Source organism: Paraburkholderia dilworthii (assembly GCF_000472525.1).
GTDB classification, from domain to species: domain Bacteria; phylum Pseudomonadota; class Gammaproteobacteria; order Burkholderiales; family Burkholderiaceae; genus Paraburkholderia; species Paraburkholderia dilworthii.
In genome coordinates this window covers 13,337-37,537 of record NZ_AWZT01000038.1, presented here as the reverse complement: position 1 = coordinate 37,537, position 24,201 = coordinate 13,337, and the positions used below count along the sequence as shown (strand labels likewise).

Here is a 24,201-nt window from a genome sequence, read left to right as displayed (position 1 = left end):
AATGAAAATCGGCTTTATCGGCGCTGGCCCTGTCGCCCAGACGATCGCTAAACACGCACTATCGGTCGGCCACCAGGTTTTACTTAGCAACTCGCGCGGACCTGAGTCACTCGCCGCGCTTGTGGCGGAGTTGGGTTCTGGCGCTGCGGCCGGAACGGCGAGAGAGGCTGCGGAGCAGGATCTCGTTGTGCTCGCCGTCAAATGGTGGAACGTACAGGCGGCGTTATTTTCAGTCGGCGACTGGACGGGCCGGATCCTGGTGGATACAACCAATCGCGTTGCCAGCGTTCAACCTTTGGCGCTAGGCGACATAACCGGTCGGACGTCGAGCGAGATCGTCGCAGATCTCGCTCCGGGAGCGAAGGTCGTCAAGGTGTTCAACACCGTTCCGATGTCCTGGATCTCGGATTTCTCGCCGGCAAAGCAGAAGACCGCATTCTTCGTGTCCGGAGACGACGTCGGCGCCAAAAAGGCGGTAAGCGACCTTATTGATGAGATTGGTTTCTACAGTCTCGATCTAGGTTCACTCGCAGAGGGCGGCCGACTCCAGCAAACCGGCGGACCGCTCGTGGGGGTAAATCTCACGTTCAGCGAACGGTTCGTCCTTCCTACGATCGACTGACCGGGGCGGTGGCTAACGGCCAATTTCTGTCACTCGCCAGAACCATGCAACGGTCTCTCGAACGGCCGGTCTGTTCCGAAATCAGCCGATGCTCGATGCGCGCATGTCGGCCGAAGCGGACTCCCGCGGGCAGCCCGCGTGCTTCCTAAATTGAGGGACCGCTCAAGTCTGGTTGCCCCACAGATCTTCAATCGCGCGTATCGCTAGCAAATATCCATTCGCTCCTGCCCCACAGATCACCGCGGTCGCCGCCACCGAGATCGTCGAGTGACGATATTCTTCCGAACGCTTGTGGATGTTGGTGATATGCAATTCCACTACCGGCCGTTGGATGAGCTTGACCGCATCGAGTACCGGAATACGACCGAACGAAAAGCCGGCCGGATTGATGATCAGCGCGGCGTCCTGCAGGAACGCTTCCTGGATCCAGCCGATGAGCTCGCTTTCGCTGTTGGTCTGACGGAATATGCAGTCGAACTTGAGCGCGTCGGCGAGTGTCAGGCAGTTCTGTTCGATGTCCTTCAGCGTGGTGCTGCCGTATATGTGAGGCTCCCTTACGCCCAGCATGTTCAGGTTCGAGCCATTGAGGATGTACAGTTTTCGAGTCATGGTTTCAATGTGTAGAGGAGCGTTCCAAGGCGGTGCCTTTGGTTTCCCGAGATACTGCGATCATGAGGAAGGAGAGCAGATTCAGCGAGCCACAAACAGCCACGATGGCCCACGGAGAACCATGAAAGGCATTGAGCAGCGCGACAGCGACAATCGGCATTGGCCCGCCGGTGAGCAGGTTGGCTCCCGAGTACGACAGTGCTGACCCGGTGTAGCGCGCCTCGGTCGGAAAGGACTCGGCGAACCATACCGGCTGGATGCCGCTCTGGAACTGTGTGAAGCCGAGGAACGCGCCCATCACGGCCATTGTCATGGCGATCGAATTCTGGTCGAGAATCGGAAAATAGACCAGGCAGCAGATCAGCGTGCAGAACGAGCCGATCATCAGCGCACGTTTGCGTCCAATCCTATCGCTCAGATAGCCGCCCGCCAGCGCGCCCGCGATGGCGCAGACATTCGCAACCATCAACAGCATGAAACCGGTCTGCTTGGGTACGCCGAGGTGTTTCGTCAGATAGCTGAGCGAGAAAACCACGATCAGATAAAACAGCGCGGCCGGGCCGCAGAAGAACAGCGTCAGGCGAAGCGCGGTGCGCCAGTGATATTTGAAGACGGTGCCGAGCGGATTGGCGGCCCGTTTGGGCGAGCCACTCTTCCTGAGTGCCTCGAAGGCCGGTGTCTCGCTAACCTTTCTGCGGATGTAGATGCCCAGCAGCACCAGGACAAAGCTTGCAAGGAACGGAACCCGCCATCCCCAGGAATCGAAGTCATCCGACGAAAGCAGCGCAGCCAGCGTGAAGAGCGAGAAATTGGCGAGGATCTGGCTGAGCGGCGAGCAAATGCCGAGCAGGCCCGAATACCAACCACGTCGGTTAGCAGACGCATGCTCCACTGCCATCAGTTGCGCGCCGGTCGATTCGCCGCCAAGCGCAAAACCCTGGATGATGCGCAGCGAGACCAGCAACGTCGGTGCCAGGATGCCAACCTGGTGATAGGTGGGCAGCAGCCCCATCAGGAACGACGACACGCCCATCACCGACACGGTGACCAGCATCAGTTTGCGGCGCCCCCAGCGGTCCCCGAGCATGCCGCAGATCACCGCGCCCAGCGGGCGGGCGGCGAGCCCGGCCCAGAAACTCGCCAGCGACGCGAGCAGCGAGGCGGTCGGGTCGAGGGACGGGAAAAACAGCTTCGGAAAAATCGTGGCCGCGACCACGCCATACAACGCGAAGTCGAACCATTCGAGCGCTGTGCCGACGGTCGCGCCTGCCACCGCACGACGCGCCATCAAGTGGGCCTGCGCGGATTGTTCTTCCGCGGCGAGGTCTGAGTCAGCGAAAAATGACATGTTGTCTCCTGATTCTCGGTATGTTGAAACGTTCGTTCTGGCGACGAACAAGTGCTATTGTTTCCGCTGCAAAAGAGGGGTGTTCCGCACCGGAACTGCGTTTCACATCGTAGGATATGGCGAGAAATGTCGCTCAAACACGGCCTTAAAATTCTCGATTTGCTGGCGTCGCAAGGCGAAGGCGCAGGCCTCGTGGCTATTGCCGACGCGTTGTCTCTGCCCCGCAGCACCTGTCACCGCCTGCTTACCGAACTCGTTGAAGGCGGGTATGTCAGGCAATTGGTCGATCACAGCCGCTACATTCTGACAATGCGCATGACTTCGAACGGGCTCGAATTCCTGAGCTTGACGGGCATCGCAGATATCGCCCAGCCAATCATCGAACGCGTCGCCGCGCAGACCGGTGAACTGGCACGGCTGTCGCTGGTGGACGGCGAGGCAATTATCTGGGTGGGTAAGGCGGACGGACAGCGCATCGGCTTTCGCTACGATCCCGACATGGGCCAGGCAGCACGACTTTCGTGCACGTCGACCGGACACGCGTGGCTCATGACGATGACCGACGAACAGGCGATCGCACTCGTTTTGAAGCAGGGCTTCGGACAGCCGAATGAGTTCGGACCGAATGCGCCGACGACGATCAAAGCGCTGCTGGGTTTCCTGCACGCTGCGCGCGTGCGTGGATACGCGATGATCGACGAGGTGTTTGCTCCGCGCATGTCAGCGGTGGCGGCGCCCGTGGTAAGTGGCTCGCGCTGCGTCGGCGTTATCAGTTTGGCCGGACCGCGGGCGCGGCTGACTGCCGGGAAGATTCACGAGTACTCGGTATTGTTGCGGGAGGCGGCGAATGAGCTTGCCCAGTTGAGCAATATGGCGGGATTTCCGGGTCGGCCGCCACTCGGCAAGGGATGAGGACGAACCGGACTGACATCGTGCGGCCGGTGAACGTGGTTTGCTAGGCCGATGACACGCCGAGCGACTAACAGGATTGAATGGCCGCTGTGCTTTGGAAACTGCCGAATTGGTGGAACTAGGCCCAATGTCGGCTCTGGGCCGCGGGGCTCGACGAAGGCTTCCATCGTGGGCTGGTGGAAGCGACGGGCAACAATGAATTAGAGCAGCGTGGTCAAGATCATCCGCGGCATGCCACCGTTAATTGAGCGGCTACAACGAAAACTCTTCGAACACCAACTGCCGCAGCCATTGATTGCCGGGCTCCCGATGGTTCTTCGCATGCCACAGAACATTGATGGCAATGTCCGGAATCTTCACCGGGCATGCAGCCTGTTCGAGCGCGAAGGGCGCGAGGGTTCTTGTGGCATATGCCTGCGGCACAACGGCAATCAGATCCGTCGTCTGAAGGATGTGGCCGACAGCCACAAAGTGCGGTACACGCAGCCGTATGTTTCGCGCCATACCCGCACGCTGGATCACATCGTCCACCATGCCGTGACCGGTGCCTTCGGCCACGATCGACACGTGCTCGGCCTCGCGGAACGCGGCGAGCGTCATGCCCGCTTTGGCAACCGCATGCCCCTTGCGGAAGATGCACACGTATCGTTGCCGGAACAATCGGCGCTGGAAAAAGCCTGTCTTCAGGTCGGGAATGAAGCCGATCGCCAGGTCCACGCGTCCGGTTTCCATCTCTTCCTGAAGCGTGTCCGATGTTCTGCGCACCGTGCTGATGGTGACGTTCGGCGCGATCTTGCCAAGCCGTTTCATCAACGCGGGAAGGAAATAGATTTCACCGATATCCGTCATCGCGACAGTGAAGGTGCGGCTGCTCGATGCGGGATCGAATGTCGTCGTCGCGTTGAGCGTGTTGTAGATTGCGCCCAGCGCAAAGCCGATGGGCTCCGCCAGCGTTTCGGCAAAAGGCGTCGGAATCATGCCCTTCGATGTCCGAAGGAACAACTCGTCGCCGAGAATGCGGCGCAAGCGGTTCAGCGCATTGCTGATGGCCGGCTGCGAAATGCCGAGCTTCTCGGCAACCGCTGACACGCGACGCTGCCGCAGCAGTTCATTAAAGACCACCAGCAGGTTCAAGTCGATGTCGTGAAGTTCCATAGCTTGTCTCCGGTGGCCGCAGGTGCGCATTATCACTGGCAGTGATGGAGTATATCAAGCATCTTCTATTCATTTATAGCGCAGCCGGCGGCATCATGGCCTCATCAAGACCAGCCCGGAGACACTGGCGCCATGAAAGTATCCATTCTGCCGCTTCAACGCGCGCTCGACGCGCGTGCGGGCGACAACCTGCTCGACCTCCTGCGGGCCAACCAGATCCCTGTTTCGTATAGCTGCATGTCGGGCCGCTGCGGTACATGCCGTTGCCGCGTGGTTTCGGGCAGTGTGCTCACTGCCGGCAGCGGCGAATCGAACGCACCGATCAACATGGGCGAGTCGGTGTTGGCCTGCCAGACGACGCTCGTCGACGATTGCGCAATCGAAATTCCGGAAGTCGACGAGATCGTCGTTCATCCCGCGAAGATACTGAAGACGACTGTGCTTTCCATTGAGGACATGACGCACGACATCAAGCGTCTGCGCCTGAAGCTGCCTAAAGCATTCGAATTCTCGCCGGGACAGTACGCGAATCTTCAGTTCACGCCGCACCATGCGAGGCCGTATTCGATGGCGGTTACGCAGAACGCCGACGAGATCGAATTCCATATACGCGTCGTGCCCGATGGCAGAGTTACCTCCTACGTCGAAAACGAGTTGAAGGTCGGCGACATCGTGCGCGTGAGCGGTCCTTTGGGCACGGCATATCTACGCCGCAAGACGACAGGTCCCATCGTATGCATCGCGGGCGGCACGGGACTCGCGCCGATCCTTGCGATTTTGCGCGGCATCGAGCAGGCCGGCATGGAGAACGACGTGCATGTCTATTTCGGTGTTCGCTCGAAGGCTGACATCTACGGCGAACCGTGGCTCGATGAATTGCAGCGCCGGCTTGGACGCATGCGCTTTCACGTCGTCGTCGCATCGGGCAAGCAAGTGGACGACTACCGCAACGGCGTCGTCACGCAAGCCGTGAGCGACGACTGGAGCGACATGAAGGGCTGGAGCGCATACGTGGCCGGCGCACCGGTCATGGTCGACGCCGCTTCGATCCTGTTGCGACAGAAAGGGGTTGAGCCTGGGCGAATCTATGCCGATGCGTTTCATTCGAGCGGCGTTTGATCTGTGCGCGTGGGCACGCATCGCGCTATTAATGATTCTTGGAGACAACACATGATCGAGGCACCCGTTGCTTTCAGGCAGCCGGCATGGAAGGATGAAGGCAGTAGCCGCATCCCTTTTGCAGCCTATACCGACGACGCCATCTACAGGCGCGAACTGGAGCGCTTCTTTTATTCCGGGCACTGGTGTTACGTAGCGCTGGAAGCCGAAATACCGAATCCTGGCGATTTCAAGCGCACCGTGATCGGCGAGCGTTCCGTTATCGTCACGCGGGCTGCGGATGGCCAGATCCATGTCGTCGAAAACGTCTGTGCGCATCGCGGCGTGCGCTTCTGCCGCGAGAAGTCCGGCAACCGGAAGGACTTCACGTGCCCGTATCACCAGTGGAACTACGACCTGAAGGGCAACCTTGTCGGCGTGCCTTTCCGCCGCGGGGTGAAGCTCGACGGCAAGATCAATGGCGGCATGCCGCCGGATTTCGATCCGAAAGAACACGGTCTCACGAAGCTGAAGGTTGCCGCGCGCAATGGCGTGGTGTTCGCATCGTTCGAGCATGACGTGCCGTCGTTCGAGGACTATCTCGGTCCAACGATCCTCGGCTATTTCGACCGCGTTTTCGACGGACGCAAGCTCACCATTCTCGGCTACAACCGGCAACGCATTCCGGGCAACTGGAAACTGATGCAGGAGAACATCAAGGACCCGTATCACCCGGGCCTTCTGCACACGTGGTTTGTCACCTTCGGCCTCTGGCGCGCCGACAACAAATCCGAACTCAAGATGGACGAGCACTTCCGTCACGCCGCGATGATCTCGGCACGCGGCACCGGCGGCAAGGGTGACGTGACGAGTGGCGTGTCCAGTTTCAAGGAACAGATGACCCTGCACGACGACCGCTTTCTCGACGTGGTCAAGGAAGAGTGGTGGGGCGCTCCGACCGCCGTGATGATGACGCTCTTTCCGAGCGTGATCATCCAGCAGCAGGTTAATTCGATTTCGACACGGCACATCCAGCCGAACGGCCACGGTTCATTCGATTTCGTCTGGACGCATTTTGGCTTCGAGGAAGACAGCGAGGACATGACGCAGCGGCGGCTTCGCCAGGCGAACCTGTTCGGGCCGGCTGGGTTCGTCTCCGCGGACGATGGCGAAGTGATCGAATTCTCGCAGGAAGGCTTCGAGCAGAAGCCGTTTCACCGAACCGTCGCGGAACTGGGCGGGCGCGAGGTGGCCGACACCGACCACATGGTGACCGAGACGCTGATCCGCGGCATGTACCGCTACTGGCGCCGTGTGATGGAGGCTTGAGATGCTCGACTTCAATGCCTATCAGCAACTGCTCGCGCTCTATGCCGACTACGCCGCAGCGCTCGACAACAACGAACTGGACAAGTGGCCAGAGTTCTTTACCGACCAATGTGTGTACAAGGTGCAGCCTCGCGAGAACTTCGAGCGCGGCTATCCGCTCGCGACGCTTTCGTTCGAGAGCCGCGGCATGCTGAAGGACCGGGTTTTCGGCGTGACCGAGACGATTTTTCATGACCCGTACTACCAGCGGCATGTGGTGAGCGTGCCGCGCATTCTCGAAGCCGACGGGCAACGGATTCGCGCCGAAGCGAACTATGCTGTGTTTCGCACGAAGCCCGACGACATATCCACTGTGTTCAACGTGGGGCGCTACATCGACACCATTCGCCGCACGGATCAGGGCTTGAAGTTCGAGTCGCGCATCTGTGTGTTCGACAGCGAGTTGATTGCCAACTCGCTGATTTATCCGATTTGAGGTTGCTCATGAGACAGCAATGGACAAGAGTCATCGAACTCGTTGAAGTGCCGAACGACGATGTCGTCGCGGTGCAGGCCGCCGGCAAGGAACTCGCCATTTACGGCGTCGGCGGCGAAGTTTTCGCCACCGACAACATTTGCACGCACGGCCATGCGCGTCTGTGCGACGGCTTTCTCGAAGGGCATGAGATCGAATGTCCGCTGCATCAAGGACGTTTCGACATTCGCGATGGACGCGCCATGTGCGAACCGCTCACGAGCGATATCCGGAGCTATCCGGTCAGAATCGAGGCGGGCAGCGTGTTCGTCGACATCGACCATCGATCCTAGGAGACGCACATGAGCGCGCAAACGCAGCAGGAGGAACGCACGATCTATTACGAACGGATCGCGCAACAGCGGCTTGCACCGCTGTGGGAGTCGTTGCATAACCTCGTGCCGAAAACGCCGCGCCCGCAGGCGCAGGCCGCAATCTGGAAGTACGCGGAGATCCGCGATCTGGTGATGCAGTCGGGCGCGTTGATCAGCGCCGAGGAAGCGGTCCGGCGCGTGCTCGTGCTTGAGAATCCCGGACTGCCTGGCAAATCGAGTATGACGCCGACGCTTTATGCCGGCCTGCAACTGATCCTGCCGGGAGAGATTGCGCCGAGCCACCGGCATACGCAATCCGCGCTGCGCTTTATCGTCGAAGGGCAGGGCGCATGGACGGCCGTGAACGGCGAGCGCACGACCATGAAGCCCGGCGACTTCATCATCACGCCGTCATGGGCGTGGCACGACCACGGCAATCCGTCAGTCGACGAAGGCGGTGAGCCCGTGATCTGGCTGGACGGCCTGGATATTCCGCTCATCGCGACTCTCGATGCGGGATTCGCCGAGACCTACCCCGAATCGACGCAACCGGTGCTGCGCCCGGAAGGTGACAGCTTCGCCCGCTTCGGACACAACATGATGCCGGTGAGGCATCGGGCGACGGACCCCTCGTCGCCAATCTTTAGCTATCCGTACGAACGCAGTCGCGAGGCGCTCCACGCGCTTTACCGAAACGGCGAACTCGACGCCTGGGATGGTGTGAAGCTGCGCTACGTCAATCCCGCGACCGGCGGCTGGCCGATGCCGACTATCGCGACGTTCATGCAATTCCTGCCTGCGGGATTCGCGGGCCGCACCTATCGCAGTACGGACGCCACGATCTATTGCGTCGTCGAAGGCGCCGGGACGGCGCGTATCGGCGACACCGTGTTGCCGTTCGGACCTCACGACGTGTTCGTCGCGCCGTCGTGGCAGCCAGTTGCGCTCGACGCGTCGACCGACTGCGTTCTGTTCAGCTATTCGGACCGCCCCGTTTTGTCCGCGTTGAATCTGCTGCGCGAAGAACGCGTGTAGACGCTGCATGTCAGCGGCGGCGCGTGTCCACCGTGCGAGCGAGGCGCGTGTGGTTTTCCACCATTTCAATCAAGTGAGTTCCCTCATCATGTCATTCGTTTTCCCTCCTGAAGCGCCTGTTGCCCTGCCTGTTGTCGGCAGCGATGCCCAGTTCGCCGTGCGCCGCGTCTACTGCGTGGGCCGCAACTATGCCGCCCATGCGCGCGAGATGGGCTTCGATCCGGATCGCGAACCGCCGTTCTTTTTCTGCAAGCCCGCGGATGCCATCGTGCCGGTCGCATACGGCGAGCCGCTGGCGCTGGAGTATCCGTCGCAAACCGGCAATTACCACTATGAGGCCGAACTGGTTGTGGTGATCGGCAAAGGCGGCACGGATATCGGCTTGGATCGCGCGCTCGATCACGTGTGGGGCTATGCGGTCGGGCTCGATATGACGCGCCGCGATCTGCAGATGAAGATGCGCGAGATGGGTCGTCCGTGGGAAATCGGCAAGGCTTTCGACCGCTCGGCGCCCGTCGGTCCGATCCATGCCGTTGAAGACGTCGGCCATTTCGCCGCGGGCGGCATCTGGCTCGACGTCAACGGCGTCACGAAGCAGAAAAGCGACGTATCGCATCTGATCTGGTCGGTAGCGGAGACGATTGCGGATCTGTCGAAGTTCTTCCACCTGCAACCGGGCGATGTGATCTTCACCGGCACGCCCGAGGGCGTTGGCGCGGTCAACAAGGGCGACACAATGACCGTCGGCGTTGAGCGGCTTGGCGAGCTTACCGTTGCGATCGTCTGAGACGGAGGAACGCGCGATGCAACTTCATAGTTTCTTCAACAGCTCGACTTCGTACCGCGTGCGCATCGCGCTCGCGCTGAAAGGGCTCGCTTACGACTATCAGCCCGTCAACATTCGTGTGGGGGAGCATCGCGCCGAGCGGTACGTTGCCGAGGTCAATCCGTCGGCAACGGTGCCCGCGTTGGAAGACGGGGACTTTACACTCGGCCAGTCGCTCGCGATCATCGATTATCTCGACGCGCGATACCCCGAGCCGCGGCTGATTCCTAGTGAGCCCGCGCTGCGGGCGCGTGTGCTCGAGCTGTCCTCGCTGATCGCCTGCGACATGCATCCGGTCAACAATCTCCGCGTGCTCGGCTATCTGCAGACGGTGCTGAAGGTGTCGCCCGAACAGAAGGACGCGTGGTACAGACACTGGGTGTCGGAAGGGATGAAAGGCGTAGAGCGGATTCTTGAGCGTCATGGAAGCGGCACGTGGTGCTTCGGCGAAGCGCCGACGCTGTCCGACTGCTGCCTGATTCCGCAGATGGCGAACGCGCAGCGCATGGGTTGCGATCTGAGCGGCTTTCCGTTGAGCTTTGCCGTCTATGAGCGCGCGCTGAAACATCCCGCTTTCGACGCCGCGCAGCCGCAGAAGCAGCCCGATTTTGTGACGCCATAAGTTTAGGTTTCCAAACTTAAGCCTGTGCCAGAGGTTCTTCACTGCGTAACACTCGACGCGGTGCGTCCGCTGAATGTCAGCCGGGCGCACCGCGTTTTGCGTTTAGAACTTGTGCCGCAGTCCGACGCGCAGGCCCAACTGTTTGTTGCTTGCCGATGGCGTAAAGCCGCTGACATTGGCTACGGCCGACTGCCCGAGCGAGTCGTGCCCACTCGCGCGTTGCAGCACCGCGAGCGCGTACAGGTCGGTGCGCTTCGACAGGCTGTAGTCCGCGCCGAGATCGAACTGCATGTATTTGGCCCCGCCGTCGCCCTTGACCGAATTGCGCTGCGTGTAGTCGAATGCAATGCCCGTGAGCAGCGTCGGCGTGATGCGCACGCGCACGCCCAGTTCGCCGCTCGTGAAAATGGCATTGCCCGTGTAACCGAGCGGATTCGGTCCCGACGCCGAGCCGAGCGATTCGAAGCGCGTATTCGTCACGACTGCGCTGACCGTGGTCCGGCTCATCGTGTAGGCGATGCCCGCGCCGATGATTTCGAGCGTCTTCGCCGACGCATATCCCGCCGATCCGGGCGACGCCTCGGGCGCGGTGGCCGAGCCGAATGAGCCGATGTTGTTCGCCGAAGCAAGGCCCTTGTTCGGCGTATTGCCGTAGAACGACACGTTCGGATCGCGTGCATTCAGGTAGCCGGCGCCGAGGGCGAGCGATCCACCGTTGTAGCTGACGCCGAGCGACCATATCTGGTTTTGTGTCGTGCTGCCCGCTACGCCGCCGAGGCTATACAGCCCGCCTGCGCGAATGCCGTGGAAAACCGGCGTCGTGAACTTGATCGAATTGTTGATGCGGTTCGTATTGCTGAGATTATCGACGTCGTTCAGATGCGACGACATGTAGCCGCCCCACACGCCCGACGCGCCGAACTGCTGCACCGACTCGACAAGCGGGTCGTACTGGCGGCCGGCCGTCAGCGTGCCATAGCTGGAAGACAGCAGACCCACATATGCCTGACGCCCGAATTCCGCGCCACCTTGTGCAAGCGCACCGCTATTGGCCATGAAGCCGTTCTCGAGCACGAAGATGGCCTGAAGTCCGCCGCCGAGGTCTTCGGCGCCGCGCAAACCCCAGCGGCTGCCGGACAGGCCGGTGGCGTGCGCGTCGGTGAGAGCGAACTGACTGGCACCCTTAGGATGCCCGCTGGTCTTTCCCGTCTGCGCACTGTTGGTGTAACTGATGCCGACGTCGATCAGGCCATACAGCGTGACGCTGCTTTGTGCGTGTGCGGCGCCTGCCGAAAGGGCAAGAGCGCAGGCAGCGGCGTGCTTCTTCATAGAAGTCTCCAGGTGTTGTGCGAAAAGTAAAACGCGCCTCGACGAGGCATGCGGGAAGCGATGGCGCCGGCTTGAACCGGCGCCCGAAGTAGCAGATCAGGACGGAGTCAGGCGACGGCCGATTGCGTGCGATGGCGTGCAGTGTGGACGCCGCATGCGTAGATTGCGGCGGAGGCGATCGCGGCGGGAACCGCGACGATGAGAAACAGCACCGAAAAGCCGATGTCCGCGCCGAGCAGCACGCCGCCGAATAGCGCGCCGCAGACCGAGCCGAGCCGCCCGATGCCGAGCGCCCAACTGATGCCGGTCACGCGGCTCGCGGTCGGGTAGTAGCGCGCCGCGAACGCGTTGGCGCCGATTTGCGAGCCGCTGATGCAGAAGCCGACGCCGGCAACCGCCACGGCAAGCAGTGCGCCTTGCGCGATGCCTGTCAGGGCGAGAAATAGTGCGCCTGTCGCATAGGCAAAGCCGAGAACCGCAGTCGGCGCAAAGCGGTCCATGAGCCGGCCGATGACTAGCGCGCCAACCGTTCCGCCGATCTGATACACGACACCGATCCGCGATGCGACGGCGAGCGACAGGCCGGCGTGATGAATCAGCGTCGGCAACCAGTTCGTCAGCAGATAGACGATCAGCAGGCTCATGAAAAACACGCACCAGAGCAGCAACGTACCCGTGCGGAAACCCGGCGTAAACAGCTGTCTGAGGGGCGAGCCCTCGGCTTTAATCTCCTGCAGGATGAAACGCGTATTTCCGTCGGCCGGCAACGGTGCAATGCGCTTGAGCAGCGCTCCGATCTTCGACGAGGGGTAGCCTTTCGCGACCATGAAGCGTACGGATTCCGGCAGCAGGATCACCATGATGGGCACGAGCACGAGCGGCAATACGCCGCCAAAGAGGAGGACGCTGCGCCATCCATGATCGGGCATCAACTGGGCGGCCACGACGCCGCCGAGTCCCGAGCCGAGCGTGAAGCCGCAAAACATCACGGTCGTGAGGAACGATTTGCGGCGCTCCGGACAATATTCGGAGGTAAGCGCAATTGCGTTCGGCATCGCGCCGCCCAGTCCAAGACCGGTGATGAAGCGAAGCGCGATCAGCGCGCCGACGCCAGGCGACCACGCAGCGGCCAGACTTGCTACGCCGAAGAAGGCGACTGTTGCGACAAGCGTCTTCTTTCGTCCGATGCGATCGGCGAGCGGGCCGAAGAGCAGTGCGCCGACCATCAGGCCGCCAAGGCCCGCACCGAACAGCGTCCCCAGTACCGACGCGCCGATGTGCCACTCGCGCATCAGCGCGGGAGCGATGAACCCGATACAGGCGGTATCGAAGCCATCGACGGCGACGATGCAGAAACAGAGGAGCACCACTCTCCACTGGAACGAAGAGAAAGGCTGCGCGTCGAGCCAGCCACGAACGTCGATGACGGGGGAAGGGGAATTCATGCGTTGTCTCCAAACGTATTTATCGTTTTGCTATGCCGTGCAAGGTAAATGGCCGGTCGCCTGCTCGTCTACGGAAGCAGGTGAATAGTCGACATTCACGATAGTTATTTCACGCGTCTTGCCGACGCATGATGCACGGAGAGACAACGGCGGCGGTGGGAGCGCCGTCTTTGCGACAGGCAGTCATGGCGCGGTGGACGAAGTGCGCGCCAGGGGATTCCATTACGGGAGTACCCGCTCAACGGTCTCTAATACTTGTTGTGCGCGAGTTGACCTGGCTCGCTGTAAAGCATCTGCTCGCTGCGAGCGCCAACTGCAAAAGCTGAAGCTTCAGACTTCGTCGGCCGGCGCGGTCAGCTCTTCCTCCAGCCTGTCCAGCAACACGAAAATATCGGACAGATTCTTCTTCAGGGCCTTCAGCGCCGTTGGCGAAAGATTGCCGATCGCCACAGCTTCGAAGTGTTGAGCGATCGGCACGAGTTGCTGAAGCAGTTTGTCTCCCGCACTCGTCAAATTGATCGCAACCGTGCGAGCGTTGTTCTCCAGCCGGCTGCGCGATACCAGCTTCATTTTCTCCATCGTCCCGATGAGCCTGGACAGCGTCGAAAGCTCGATGGTCGTCATGTCCGCCAGATCGTTCAGACGTTGTCCCGGCACCTCGTGAAGCGCAGCCATCACGCGGTACATCGGCAATGTCACGCCGTAGGACGCGATGCGGCGCGAGAAAAGCTCACCCATGCGAACGCCCACGCGGGCCAGCAGGTAAGGAAAAGAGTCGGTCAGCTTGTACACGATGGGGCACCTCGTTATCGATTGACAGATTCTATCAAAGCAACAGTTTCGGCCTCATTATTTTCATTGCCAACAGTTGCAAATGAAACTATAGTTGTTTCAACACGGTGCCTTGAAGCCCGGATCCCCAAAGGAGACGTCATGGATACGCACGTCGTATCGCTTTCACCCCAAACCGCTGCTTCCTTCCGGGCTGCCATGCGCCGGATTGCTTCGACCGTGACCATCGTGACTGCTTCGGACGGCGAACGCCGTCACGGAATGACGATGACGGCCGTCAGTTCGCTGTCGATGGACCCGCCTTCGATGATCGTGTGTGTGAACCAGACGACGTTCCTGCACGACATCCTGATGTCGGCACGAATCTTCTGCGTCAATGTTCTCAGACACGATCAGGCCGATGTGTCGAGTGCGTTCAGCGGGGCCACCCCGCCCGCCGAACGTTTCGATGTCGGTGCATGGAAACGCAACGAGCCCGGTATCGACTATCTGGCAACGGCTCAGGCGAACATTTTTTGCACCAAGGTCGCGGCATTTCCGTTCGGTACTCACACCATTTTCATCGGTAAAGCGGACGAAGTTCTCTTGAACGAAGACGACCGCCCGCTCCTGTACAGGAACGCTGCTTACTGTTGAGCGCCGTGGAGGTCGACCGTCTTTTCGTACCGGAACGCCCCAGCGGGAATTGATATCTGGAGGGATATTATGTTTGTTGCAGAAAAAGAAGACCGCGCGACTGGCGACGCGTTGCGGCCTACAGCGGAACAGATCCGTACTAGCATGTCGGCACTGAGCGCGGCGCTGAAGTCTCGCGCTCAAACGGTTGAGGCTGAACGGCGCGTTCCAATGGAAAACATTGAGGCATTGCGCGCCGAGGGTTACTTCGACGTGTTAAAGCCGAAGGCATTCGGTGGTCTCGAGTACGACTTTTCCACGCTGGTAGATCTGAATGTCGACCTCGCCAGAAGCTGCGCATCCACGGCGTGGGTCGCGGGCCTTCTCGCCGCGCATCAATGGCTAGTCGCGGGATTCCCGGAACAAGCTCAGCACGACGTGTGGGGCAGCAATCCGAACGCGCTTGTTTGCGGTTCGTACGCGCCGGCCTGTCAGGCGCAGGCAACCGAAGGGGGTTACCTGATCAGCGGGCGATGGAGTTTCGCGAGCGGCTGTGAATGCGCTCAATGGTCGCTTTGCGCCGCAGTGATTCCTCCGGACGGTGACAGGGATAAGCCCTCTCCCGCTTTTCTGCTGGTTCCCGAATCCGATTACGTCATCGACGATACCTGGCACGTGGTAGGACTGGCCGGTACGGGTAGCAAGACGCTGGTTCTCGATAATGTATTCGTGCCGAAGCATCGCCTGCTTTTCTTCTCGGAGACAACGAGCGGACAAACGCCGGGGGCGCGGACCTATAGCGAGAATCCAGGTTTTTCGATCCCGATGCTCACTGCGATTCCGTCCTGCCTCGCCTCGGTCGCAGTAGGCGCCGCGCTGGGCGCGCTGGAAGACTATCTCGAGCGCACGGCGCGGCGCGTGACGCGAGGCGCAGTCGCCGGCGCACAGAATCGCATGGCCGAATTTCCGACGATCCAGTTGCGCGTCGCCGAGGCCACGGCCAGTGCGGACGCCGCGAGAAAGATTCTGTTGAGCGACCTGCGCGAGCGCGAAGCCACGGTTTATCAGGGCGAACGCGTCTCTGTCGAGGAGCGCATTCGCAGTCGTCTCGGACAGGCATTTGCCGTTTCCCTCGCGATTCGCGCAGCCGAGGCGCTGAACGCGTCGACGGGAGGGCAGGGCCTCGATCTCTCGCATCCCGTTCAGCGTGCATGGCGCGACGTCAATGCAGTGGGGCGCCATATCAGCATGAACTGGGATACGGTAGGAACCATGTACGGCCAGATGGCGCTCGGGCTCGACCCCAAGGGTCAATACTAATACGATCGGAGCATCGCATGTCTTTCAAAGCAACCAGGAAAATTGCGCTCGAAGAGCACTTCGCAATCGACGCAACGGTTCAGGATTCCGCCGGTTTCGTGCCGGCCTCGTATTGGGTAGAACTCAAGGCGCGCCTGCTGGATATCCAGGGCCGGCGTATCGACGAAATGGATCAGAACGGTGTCGACCTCATGATCCTCTCTCTCAATGCGCCGACCGTGCAGGCTGTGCCGAATATCAAGGACGCGTACGACCTGTCGCGCCGCGCGAATGACTTTCTCGCCGAGCAGATCGTGAAGCGCCCGGACCGGTTCAAGGGTTTTGCCGCCTTGCCCATGCAATCTCCGGAACTCGCTGCGCGTGAACTCGAGCGCTGCGTCAAGGAGCTGAATTTCGTCGGCGCGCTGGTCAATGGATTCTCGCAGGTCGAAGGTTCTGACGCAGCGCTTTACTACGACTTGCCCCAGTACCGGCAGTTCTGGTCAGTCGTTCAGAAGCTCGATGTTCCTTTCTATCTGCATCCGCGCAATCCGCTTGCATCGCATGCGCCGATCTATGATGGACACGCGTGGCTGCTCGGTCCCACGTGGGCTTTTGGCCAGGAAACGGCGGTGCATGCGCTGCGTCTGATGGGCTCGGGTCTTTTCGACGAGTATCCGGAATTGAAGATTATCCTGGGACATATGGGAGAAGGTCTGCCCTATAGCATGTGGCGCATCGACAACCGCAACGCGTGGGTCAAAACCGAGCCGAGCTATCCCGCGAAAAAGCACATCGCGGAGTACTTCCACAATAACTTCTGGCTGACCACGTCCGGCAATTTCCGGACTCAGACGTTGATCGACGCGATGCTCGAGATCGGTTCCGACCGCATTCTGTTCTCGACGGACTGGCCATTTGAAAACGTCGATCACGCGGCGCACTGGTTCGAGGAAGCCGCTATCAGCGACAACGACCGCATCAAGATTGGAAGGACCAACGCAGCGCGCCTATTCAAGCTTGAGCCGTAATCGTCCTGACTGAATGAATGCAGCAGACCATGAAGCGGTGAAGTGAAGGATACGGGCACCGGCATCGGCAGCGCCGATTAGCCGCACTGCCCGATACGAAAATATAAAATGGAGTGAGACACATGCACAACGATTCGATCGATGTGAATGATGAACTATCAGATGCGCCTGTCGGCAGGATGCACATCAAACTTGGCATTCTGCTCGCATTGATGACGCTATTCGATGGCTACGACACGTTCAATCCTGCGTACGTGATCCACTATGTGCGCGGACCCTGGCTGTTGTCGCTACAGCAGGCGGGGCTGCTGGTTTCGAGCGGACTGGTCGGCTTCCTTTTTGGAGCCGCTATTCACGGCGCGATTGCTGACCGGTTTGGCCGCCGCATCACGCTCATTGCGGGACTATGGATTACCACCGTCTTCTCCGTGCTGACGGCACTCGCAGCAGACACTTTTGCCAGCTTCTGCACACTTCGCGTTTTGACGGGGCTCGGTCTGGGCGTTCTGTTGCCGCTTGCGACCACCTACATCAACGAACTCGCGCCGAGACGCGTCGAGAACACATTTGCATTGTGGGGCGTGGCCCTTGGATGGGCTGCGGGCGGCGCCGCGGCGGGACTCGTCGGTGTATTTCTCACGCCTCACACCGGCTGGCAGGGGTTGTATTGGATCGGCTCGCTGTCCATCTTGCTGATTCCTTTCGTGCACCTCTATCTGCCGGAGTCGCCGAAGTTCGCGCTACTGCGCGGCCGTGAAAGCGAAGTCAGGGGCATTCTTGCGAAGCTGCGACCGGAGCGGGCGCATCTTTATCAGACGCTTTCCATCAGGAAGCCGCTCGTGCCGGAGAAGGCTCCCGTTCTCGCGCTACTGGCCGCTCCATACCGCCGGCTTTCCATCGCTATCTGGTTGACCAGCTTTCTCAGTCTTTTTTGTATCTTCGGCCTTTCCGGGTGGATTCCGACGCTGATGCAGGCGCGTGGCGAGAGCTTCGGTATGAGCTTCGCGTTCGGCGCGTTGATGCAGGTGATGTCATTCGTCGGCGGCCTGGTGTGCGGACGTCTGGTCGACCGGACGGGGCATCCGCGGTTCTGGCTTTGCATGTGGTGGGCCGCAGGGGCTTTGTCAGTCCTGGCGCTCGTTTTTCTGCAGTCGCATTGGGTCAATCTGGTTTGCAGTGCAATGGCCGGTTTCTGCATCATCGGCGGCCAGTTTGTTCTCAACAACTTTACGGCTGCCTCCTATGAAACGCGGATGCGGGCGACCGCCGTGGGCATGGAACTCGCCGTCGGGCGACTTGGCGCGATCCTCGGGCCGTTTATTGGCGGAGCGTTGCAACAGATATTCGGTGGCACACAAGCGATGTTGCTCGCCATCGTCATTGCGGCGGGCGGCGCAGCAGTCACTGTGCGGTTTGCCACCAGATCGGCCGGTTGCCGCTTCGATAGCCGCGGTGAGGCTGACGATGTGGCAACGGCAACGGGCATCACCTCCGCAAACGGTCTGAACCAGGAATTGGGTTAGCAGCGGCCACAGCCACGCTGTCGTCGTGTTCAATAAAAGCGGTACAAATTAATAGTAGAACTAAAGGAGACTTCATAATGAAAAAGGCAGTCTGTGGTGGCGCTATTCTCGTGACGGCTTTATCGGCGCATGCGCAGAGCAGCGTCACACTTTATGGCGTTGTCGATGTGGGTATGAGCTACCAGAATAGCGCGCAGACAGGAAAATCGGGCGGTCAGGTGAACGGGAAAAGTCTGGTTGCTTTGACTGACGCACATGCGACAGGTTTGTCGGGTAGCCGCTGGGGCCTGCGAGGCGCCGAAGATCTCGGCAATCAGATCAAGGCTATATTCGTGCTTGAAAATGGCTTTATGGTCAATAGTGGCGCACTGGCGCAAGGCGGTGCCGAGTTCGGCCGGCAGGCATATGTGGGCCTGTCGTCGCCGAACATCGGCACCATGACGGCCGGCCGTCAGTACGATCCAGTGGTCGAGTCGATCCAGCAGTTTTCGGCTCCTTACTGGGCTGGGTATATGTCGTCGCATATCGGAGACGTCGACAATCTCGCGAATACCAGCCGCATCAACAATTCGGTCAAATACACGACACCAAGCTTCGGTGGACTGAAAGCCGGAGCACTTTACAGTTTCGGCGGAGTGGCTGGCAGCCAGTCGCGCAATCAGATCTGGTCGCTCGGTGTCAGTTACAACGGAGGCGCGTTTTCTGCGGGCGCCGGCTACCTGAATGCGCGCAACCCGAACGTCTCGTTCTATGGAAACACGCCGAACAAAGGTCTTGCGACGGTGAACAACATCGGCTCGCTCGGCTCGGCGACCGCACCGCAGGCGCTACCGGCCTACGCCGGCTATGCGTCTGCCAACACACTGGAAATCGTCGGTTTGGGAGCTTCATACGCGCTGAGCCGGACAACGGTCAGCGCGGTCGTTACCAACACGCGCTTTGAAGGCCTCGGATCAAGTTCTGGACCGAACCCGTTTGGGTACCGCGGCAATGCGGTATTCACGAACGCGGAACTGGGTGTGCGGACGTTGATTACACCGGCGCTGCTGGCCGGCGTCGCATTCGACTATACGACGCGCAATTCCGTCAAGGGCGATGGGGGAGCGAAGTATATGCAACTGAACTTCGCAATGGACTACAGTCTGTCAAAGCGCACCGACATCTATGCGCTAGTGGCGTTGCAACGGGCGACTGGTCGCGATTCGCTCGGACAGTCGTCAGTCGCTGCCATCAGCGGATTTACGCCTTCCGCAACGGACAAACAGGTCGGCCTGCGCCTTGGCATGCGTCACAAGTTCTGAACCGGTAGAAGTGGGAGATTACGATGCGTAACGTCGACGAAGACACCATCACACAGATCGTGTTGGCACGACATGCTGAAGGGGTAAATCCCCGCCTCAATCAGATCATGACGAACCTTGTCCAACACCTGCACGCATTCGCTCGTGAGGTCAGATTGACCGAGGAGGAGTGGTTCAAGGGAATCGAGTTCCTCACGGCCGCTGGCCATATCACCGACGATAAACGCCAGGAGTTCATTCTCCTGTCGGATACGCTCGGTCTGTCGATGTTGGTCACGGCGATGAATAACCGCAAGCCGGCTGGATGCACCGAGTCAACTGTGTTGGGCCCGTTCTTCGTCGCCGATGCACCGGCGTATCAGAATGGCGACGACGTGGCGAACGGTGCGAAAGGGGAACCTTGCTTCGTGATGGGAAGAGTGAAGGGGCTCGGCGGTGAGCCTGTCGCAAACGCCATTATCGACGTATGGCAGGCCGACTCCGACGGGTTCTACGACGTGCAGTACGACGGCAATGCTGACGCGCTCGGTCGTGGAAGATTGCGCAGCCGCGCGGACGGCTCATTCAATTTCCGGTCCGTCACGGCCGAGTCGTATCCGATTCCGTATGACGGCCCCGTCGGAAAGATGCTCGAGGCGCTCGGCCGTCACCCGTGGCGGCCCGCGCATCTGCATTTCATGATCGAAGCGCCAGGCTACGAGCGCCTGATCACACACGTCTTTCGCTCGGGAGACCGGTATCTGGATTCGGACGCGGTATTTGGCGTGCGCTCCTCTTTGATCGCCGACTGGCAGCAGCACGACGCCGGCATTGCGCCCGATGGTACAAAGATCGATGTGCCATACAGCACGCTGGATTTCACATTCGTCCTCAACCCTGCGCATGAAAGCGCGGTGTGAACCATCAGTTCAGGCTGTCTGAATCTCCAGGTGCGATATGGAATCTTTTATCTATCAGGCGCAGCCCGCTCGTGTCATCTTCGGTTCCGGGACCGGAGCACAGCTTGCCGATGAGGCGCAGCGGCTTGGACTGAAGCGCTTGCTCATACTATGCACACCTGGGCAGACCGCACTGGCCGAGCGTGCACGTCAATGGGCAGGAGAACGGGTGGTTGGCATATTCGCCGACGCGACCATGCATACGCCCGTCGATGTGACGGAACGTGCGCTTGATGTGGTGCAGGATCTGCGTGCCGATGGTGTCGTGTCCATTGGCGGTGGATCGACAATTGGCTTGGGCAAGGCGATCGCACTTCGGACGGATCTTCCGCAGATCGTCCTGCCGACGACCTACGCCGGTTCCGAAATGACGCCTATTCTCGGTGAAACGAAAGACGGTCTGAAGACGACGCAGCGAAGCCCGAGAATCTTGCCAGAAACCGTTATCTACGACGTGAATCTGAGCCTGTCGTTGCCCTCCCACATATCGGCCCTGTCTGCGTTCAATGCAATCGCTCACGCAGTCGAGGCGCTCTACGCACCGGACACTAACCCAATCATCTCGCTGATGGCACAAGAAGGTGTGCGCTCGCTCGTCCGTGCGCTGCCGGAATTGATCGAAGCGCCTCACGATCCCGCCGTCAGAAGTGACATGCTATACGGCGCGTGGCTCTGTTCATGTTGTCTCGGCAGCACCACGATGGGATTGCATCACAAGCTTTGTCATACGTTGGGCGGAGCCTTCAATCTGCCGCACGCGGAAACGCATACGATCGTGCTGCCGTATGTGCTCGAGTTCAATGCGCCGGCGATACCGGACGCAATGGCGCGTTTGTCCGACGCGATGAACGATGACGATCCGGTCAATACTCTCCTTGCTCTGGAGCGTGTCTGTCGGATTCCCATGGCGCTGAAGGACATTGGTATGCCGGAAGAGGGTATCGCCGGGGCGGTGGATCAGTTGCTGGCTAACCCGTACGCCAATCCACGGCCGCTGGAAACAACTGCGCTGACCGAACTGATCGAGCGCGCGTGGGCCGGCACTGGTAGCCAGGTTGCCGGATGATGGCGGCGTACCGGTGGCGAAATGCTTGCTTCAACACAGTTGACGGCCTTAGTGCAACGGAACCCGGGGGCAGGAGTCGCGAAGAATCTTGTCCACGTGCTGCGCAGCTAGTCTGGCGCAGCTTTGCCTTCCCACGAACTGGCGCCCGCGCCGCTGGCAGTCAGCTCGTCGCCCGGTTGGGGCGCAACCCGATATCACGTTGCTGCATGCGCTGCGTAGAAGAGCTGCCTTTCAAGAAGCAGATTCTTGACACACCAAGTTAGAAACGAGCTAGTCGTCGAAAGTGAGTTTCTGCGGAACCTCTGGCGGTGCACTCGATGGGTAATTCTTCGCAGTGCGGAATCTCGTTCTGTGCTGTCGTGGTATCGCATCGGTGTTTGTTCAGCGGGTTGCATTGCGCGATCGCTTCAATGCCGCAATCATGGGTCGCGTGGCTGCATCCGTCGCCATCCCTTCGATCGCCGATAGTGTCCGGGTTCCCGGTGCAAAGTGTGATTGCTCCAGATAGAAGGTTTCACCGGTCCGTGCCTCCGTCGTCCGCAAAATACGCTATTAAATCCTGTTGAAGTTCGCGTGTCGGACCATATGGAGCATTGGAGAACGACCGCATCAATGAACCACGGCCCGAACTCGAGGCTATTCCCGCGAGTGCGCTGAGCGTTGCGCGCACAGGACGTTGCCTCGGCGTGACGGATGCTCTCTATTGCGCCTTCCCGGCTCGCCGGTTGTCAAATGGCGAACTAGTCTACCGGCTTGTGTGATCGCCCAAAGAAGGAGTCTCGGGACACCCTGTGCATGAGCCGACTGCTGGTCTTTAAACCGAGGATACGGGTTCTCCACATTTCCTCAATCAACGACTGCATGTAAGCTCATCGCGCGCGGCGCTTGCGGGGGACTGGCCTGACAGTAACGCCCGGACGTCATTCTGTGCAGACCCGCTCCGAACCGAGCGCGCCTGTTCTTTTCCAGTGGTGGCCCGGTGAAAGCGGAGGGATCGTGATCAGACTTCTGGGTATTTTTGCACGGATGATTGGCCTGGCTGGGTGCATTACAATTATGCCGCATGGGCCAGACGCGGCGCTCGATGATACTTCTGCCTTCGCGGCTGGCTATCATGGAGCCCCTGCAATCGGAATTGGACCGGAGCCCAACGGGCAACACTGGCACCGATGATTTAAACCCTGCAAGACTATGGCCCGGTGCGAGCCCGATTTATGTCATGCTATGACTAAAGCCTGTCCGGCGCAGCTACACGCTAGGATCTGCACGGCGCAATGGCGCCAGTTTCAAAAATTCAGGGGGCTTACACGCCGATGAGCGCAGTCGACAGTCCTGCAACACAGACAGTGACGTATCCGCCGCTCGACACGTTGAAGGAGATTGCGCCGGATGTCTGGATCGTGGACGGTCCGGCGATCCGGTTCGGCATTCCTTGCTTTAGGATTGCGTTTCCAACCAGAATGACGATAATCCGTACCGCTGGACGGCAGCTGTTCATCCATTCGCCCACCCGGCTTACGCCTGCCCTCAAGGTTGCGCTGGCGCAGGTCGGAACACCGAGCTGGCTTATTGGGCCGAACCGGATGCACACCCGGTGGCTCCAGGACTGGTCATCGGCGTATCCGGACGCGCTGGCATATGTGGCCCCAAGCGACGGGAGAGGCATGTCGGATCCACCCATTACGCACCGTCTGCCACTGAACGGAATCACGGCCTACGGATGGGAACCGCATATAGCGACATTACCCATTGCAGGTAGTTACTTTACGGAAATCGTGTTTTTTCATCGTGTCTCGCGGACCCTGATCCTGGCGGATCTGATAGAAAACTTCGAGTCGGACAGGCTTGATTCTCCGATGGCGCGGATTCTCACTCAACTGGGCGGTGTGCGGCACCCCGATGGTCAGATGCCACGTGATATGCGGCTGTCGTTCGCACGGCACAGGAGCGAGCTCAGACTCGCCGTGGAAACGATGATCCGATGGGATCCCGAACGCGTCATCATCTCGCACGGCCGCTGGTATTGCAGAGACGGAGCTGCGGAGCTGAGGCGCGCCTTCCGGTGGCTGATCGGTCGGCAATGAGGACTCGGCATCAAAGGGTTTTGCACCGACTAGTGTGGTTTCGCGCTCCAGCCAGTGCCGAACCCGTACCCCTGCAATCGCTGGGGCATCGTTAAATGCTGGCGATCGTAGCGTCGCAGCGCGGAGAAATACGAAGGTCCGTTGATAACGGAGGGCGAGCGGTACTGTCGCGGATCCGAGGGGAAGTTTCCACCATCGTGCGCGCTGAACACGGGTTCGCCAGACAGGGTCTGTGGACCGTGCGACTCCAGCATCGCGACACGCACGGTGACCGGCGTGTCTGCGATGGCCGTAACCGCCGGTAGTGTTGCTAACGCGACAAGTAATGCGCACGCAAAATAACGGATCATCGATCACTCCCGGATAAGCGGGAATATCGCGGCTGCACGAACAC

At 60.0% G+C, this 24,201-nt stretch carries 24 protein-coding genes; 17 read left to right on the top strand and 7 right to left on the bottom strand.

What is annotated here, in order from left to right:
• Nucleotide 1: 1 nt before the first annotated feature.
• Nucleotides 2-622 carry an NADPH-dependent F420 reductase gene (locus F759_RS38630; RefSeq protein WP_051377467.1) on the top strand — a complete coding sequence of 207 codons (621 nt, stop codon included), beginning with the start codon at nt 2-4 and terminating at the stop codon, nt 620-622.
• Nucleotides 623-784: 162 nt separating this feature from the next.
• Here the strand turns inward: F759_RS38630 and F759_RS0126235 are convergent, their stop codons facing one another.
• Both F759_RS0126235 and F759_RS0126230 read right to left on the bottom strand, forming a co-directional pair.
• Nucleotides 785-1,231 (bottom strand): type II 3-dehydroquinate dehydratase, encoded by a 447-nt coding sequence (locus tag F759_RS0126235; protein ID WP_027802473.1) that lies wholly within the window; start codon nt 1,229-1,231, stop codon nt 785-787.
• A gap of 4 nt (nt 1,232-1,235) precedes the next feature.
• Nucleotides 1,236-2,519 (bottom strand): MFS transporter, encoded by a 1,284-nt coding sequence (locus F759_RS0126230; protein WP_027802472.1) that lies wholly within the window; start codon nt 2,517-2,519, stop codon nt 1,236-1,238.
• Between the two features lie 186 nt (nt 2,520-2,705).
• Here F759_RS0126230 and F759_RS0126225 point away from each other — a divergent pair, with 186 nt between their 5' ends.
• Entirely contained in the window at nt 2,706-3,491 is a 786-nt protein-coding gene (locus F759_RS0126225) for an IclR family transcriptional regulator (protein WP_027802471.1), read from the top strand.
• 252 nt (nt 3,492-3,743) lie between these two features.
• Here the strand turns inward: F759_RS0126225 and F759_RS0126220 are convergent, their stop codons facing one another.
• Entirely contained in the window at nt 3,744-4,646 is a 903-nt protein-coding gene (locus tag F759_RS0126220; RefSeq protein WP_027802470.1) for a LysR family transcriptional regulator, read from the bottom strand.
• Nucleotides 4,647-4,778: 132 nt separating this feature from the next.
• Between F759_RS0126220 and F759_RS0126215 the strand changes: the two genes are divergently transcribed.
• The 7 genes from F759_RS0126215 (at nt 4,779) to maiA (ending at nt 10,384) form a co-directional block, all read left to right on the top strand.
• Complete coding sequence (locus F759_RS0126215; protein WP_027802469.1) at nt 4,779-5,765, top strand: FAD-binding oxidoreductase; 987 nt, start codon at nt 4,779-4,781, stop codon at nt 5,763-5,765.
• A gap of 51 nt (nt 5,766-5,816) precedes the next feature.
• Complete coding sequence (locus F759_RS0126210) at nt 5,817-7,073, top strand: aromatic ring-hydroxylating dioxygenase subunit alpha (RefSeq protein WP_027802468.1); 1,257 nt, start codon at nt 5,817-5,819, stop codon at nt 7,071-7,073.
• Nucleotide 7,074: 1 nt separating this feature from the next.
• Nucleotides 7,075-7,548, top strand: a complete 474-nt coding sequence (locus F759_RS0126205) for an aromatic-ring-hydroxylating dioxygenase subunit beta (RefSeq protein WP_027802467.1) — start codon at nt 7,075-7,077, stop codon at nt 7,546-7,548.
• An 8-nt stretch (nt 7,549-7,556) separates the two neighbouring features.
• The gene (locus tag F759_RS0126200; protein ID WP_027802466.1) at nt 7,557-7,880 is read left to right on the top strand and encodes a non-heme iron oxygenase ferredoxin subunit; all 324 of its coding nucleotides are present in this window, start codon (nt 7,557-7,559) and stop codon (nt 7,878-7,880) included.
• A gap of 9 nt (nt 7,881-7,889) precedes the next feature.
• Nucleotides 7,890-8,936, top strand: coding sequence for a gentisate 1,2-dioxygenase (gtdA, locus tag F759_RS0126195; RefSeq protein WP_027802465.1), 1,047 nt, complete (start codon nt 7,890-7,892; stop codon nt 8,934-8,936).
• A gap of 88 nt (nt 8,937-9,024) precedes the next feature.
• Nucleotides 9,025-9,723 carry a fumarylacetoacetate hydrolase family protein gene (locus F759_RS0126190; protein ID WP_027802464.1) on the top strand — a complete coding sequence of 233 codons (699 nt, stop codon included), beginning with the start codon at nt 9,025-9,027 and terminating at the stop codon, nt 9,721-9,723.
• Nucleotides 9,724-9,739: 16 nt separating this feature from the next.
• Complete coding sequence (maiA, locus tag F759_RS0126185; protein ID WP_027802463.1) at nt 9,740-10,384, top strand: maleylacetoacetate isomerase; 645 nt, start codon at nt 9,740-9,742, stop codon at nt 10,382-10,384.
• A gap of 102 nt (nt 10,385-10,486) precedes the next feature.
• Here maiA and F759_RS0126180 read toward each other — a convergent pair whose 3' ends face one another.
• The 3 genes from F759_RS0126180 to F759_RS0126170 all read right to left on the bottom strand — a co-directional run bounded on the left by F759_RS0126180 (nt 10,487) and on the right by F759_RS0126170 (nt 13,950).
• Complete coding sequence (locus tag F759_RS0126180) at nt 10,487-11,713, bottom strand: porin (protein WP_027802462.1); 1,227 nt, start codon at nt 11,711-11,713, stop codon at nt 10,487-10,489.
• A 107-nt stretch (nt 11,714-11,820) separates the two neighbouring features.
• On the bottom strand, nt 11,821-13,158 hold the full coding sequence (locus F759_RS0126175; RefSeq protein WP_027802461.1) for an MFS transporter: 1,338 nt from the start codon (nt 13,156-13,158) through the stop codon (nt 11,821-11,823).
• Between the two features lie 330 nt (nt 13,159-13,488).
• Nucleotides 13,489-13,950 (bottom strand): MarR family winged helix-turn-helix transcriptional regulator, encoded by a 462-nt coding sequence (locus F759_RS0126170; protein ID WP_027802460.1) that lies wholly within the window; start codon nt 13,948-13,950, stop codon nt 13,489-13,491.
• A gap of 21 nt (nt 13,951-13,971) precedes the next feature.
• On the opposite strand from F759_RS0126170, the gene F759_RS0126165 reads away from it, so the two are divergent.
• The 8 genes from F759_RS0126165 to F759_RS0126130 all read left to right on the top strand — a co-directional run bounded on the left by F759_RS0126165 (nt 13,972) and on the right by F759_RS0126130 (nt 23,807).
• The gene (locus F759_RS0126165) at nt 13,972-14,586 is read left to right on the top strand and encodes a flavin reductase family protein (protein ID WP_244438917.1); all 615 of its coding nucleotides are present in this window, start codon (nt 13,972-13,974) and stop codon (nt 14,584-14,586) included.
• A 69-nt stretch (nt 14,587-14,655) separates the two neighbouring features.
• Complete coding sequence (locus tag F759_RS0126160; RefSeq protein WP_051377466.1) at nt 14,656-15,885, top strand: acyl-CoA dehydrogenase family protein; 1,230 nt, start codon at nt 14,656-14,658, stop codon at nt 15,883-15,885.
• Between the two features lie 17 nt (nt 15,886-15,902).
• Nucleotides 15,903-16,895: an amidohydrolase family protein gene (locus F759_RS0126155; RefSeq protein WP_027802457.1), complete on the top strand. Its 993-nt coding sequence runs from the start codon at nt 15,903-15,905 to the stop codon at nt 16,893-16,895.
• A gap of 122 nt (nt 16,896-17,017) precedes the next feature.
• Nucleotides 17,018-18,418: an MFS transporter gene (locus tag F759_RS0126150; RefSeq protein WP_027802456.1), complete on the top strand. Its 1,401-nt coding sequence runs from the start codon at nt 17,018-17,020 to the stop codon at nt 18,416-18,418.
• Nucleotides 18,419-18,495: 77 nt separating this feature from the next.
• On the top strand, nt 18,496-19,719 hold the full coding sequence (locus F759_RS0126145; protein WP_027802455.1) for a porin: 1,224 nt from the start codon (nt 18,496-18,498) through the stop codon (nt 19,717-19,719).
• A gap of 23 nt (nt 19,720-19,742) precedes the next feature.
• Complete coding sequence (locus tag F759_RS0126140; RefSeq protein ID WP_027802454.1) at nt 19,743-20,618, top strand: intradiol ring-cleavage dioxygenase; 876 nt, start codon at nt 19,743-19,745, stop codon at nt 20,616-20,618.
• A gap of 37 nt (nt 20,619-20,655) precedes the next feature.
• Nucleotides 20,656-21,723: a maleylacetate reductase gene (locus F759_RS0126135; RefSeq protein WP_027802453.1), complete on the top strand. Its 1,068-nt coding sequence runs from the start codon at nt 20,656-20,658 to the stop codon at nt 21,721-21,723.
• A 1,274-nt stretch (nt 21,724-22,997) separates the two neighbouring features.
• Nucleotides 22,998-23,807, top strand: coding sequence for a DUF4336 domain-containing protein (locus F759_RS0126130; RefSeq protein WP_244438916.1), 810 nt, complete (start codon nt 22,998-23,000; stop codon nt 23,805-23,807).
• 29 nt (nt 23,808-23,836) lie between these two features.
• Here the strand turns inward: F759_RS0126130 and F759_RS43705 are convergent, their stop codons facing one another.
• Complete coding sequence (locus tag F759_RS43705) at nt 23,837-24,157, bottom strand: hypothetical protein (protein ID WP_152530710.1); 321 nt, start codon at nt 24,155-24,157, stop codon at nt 23,837-23,839.
• Between the last annotated feature and the right edge of the window lie 44 nt (nt 24,158-24,201).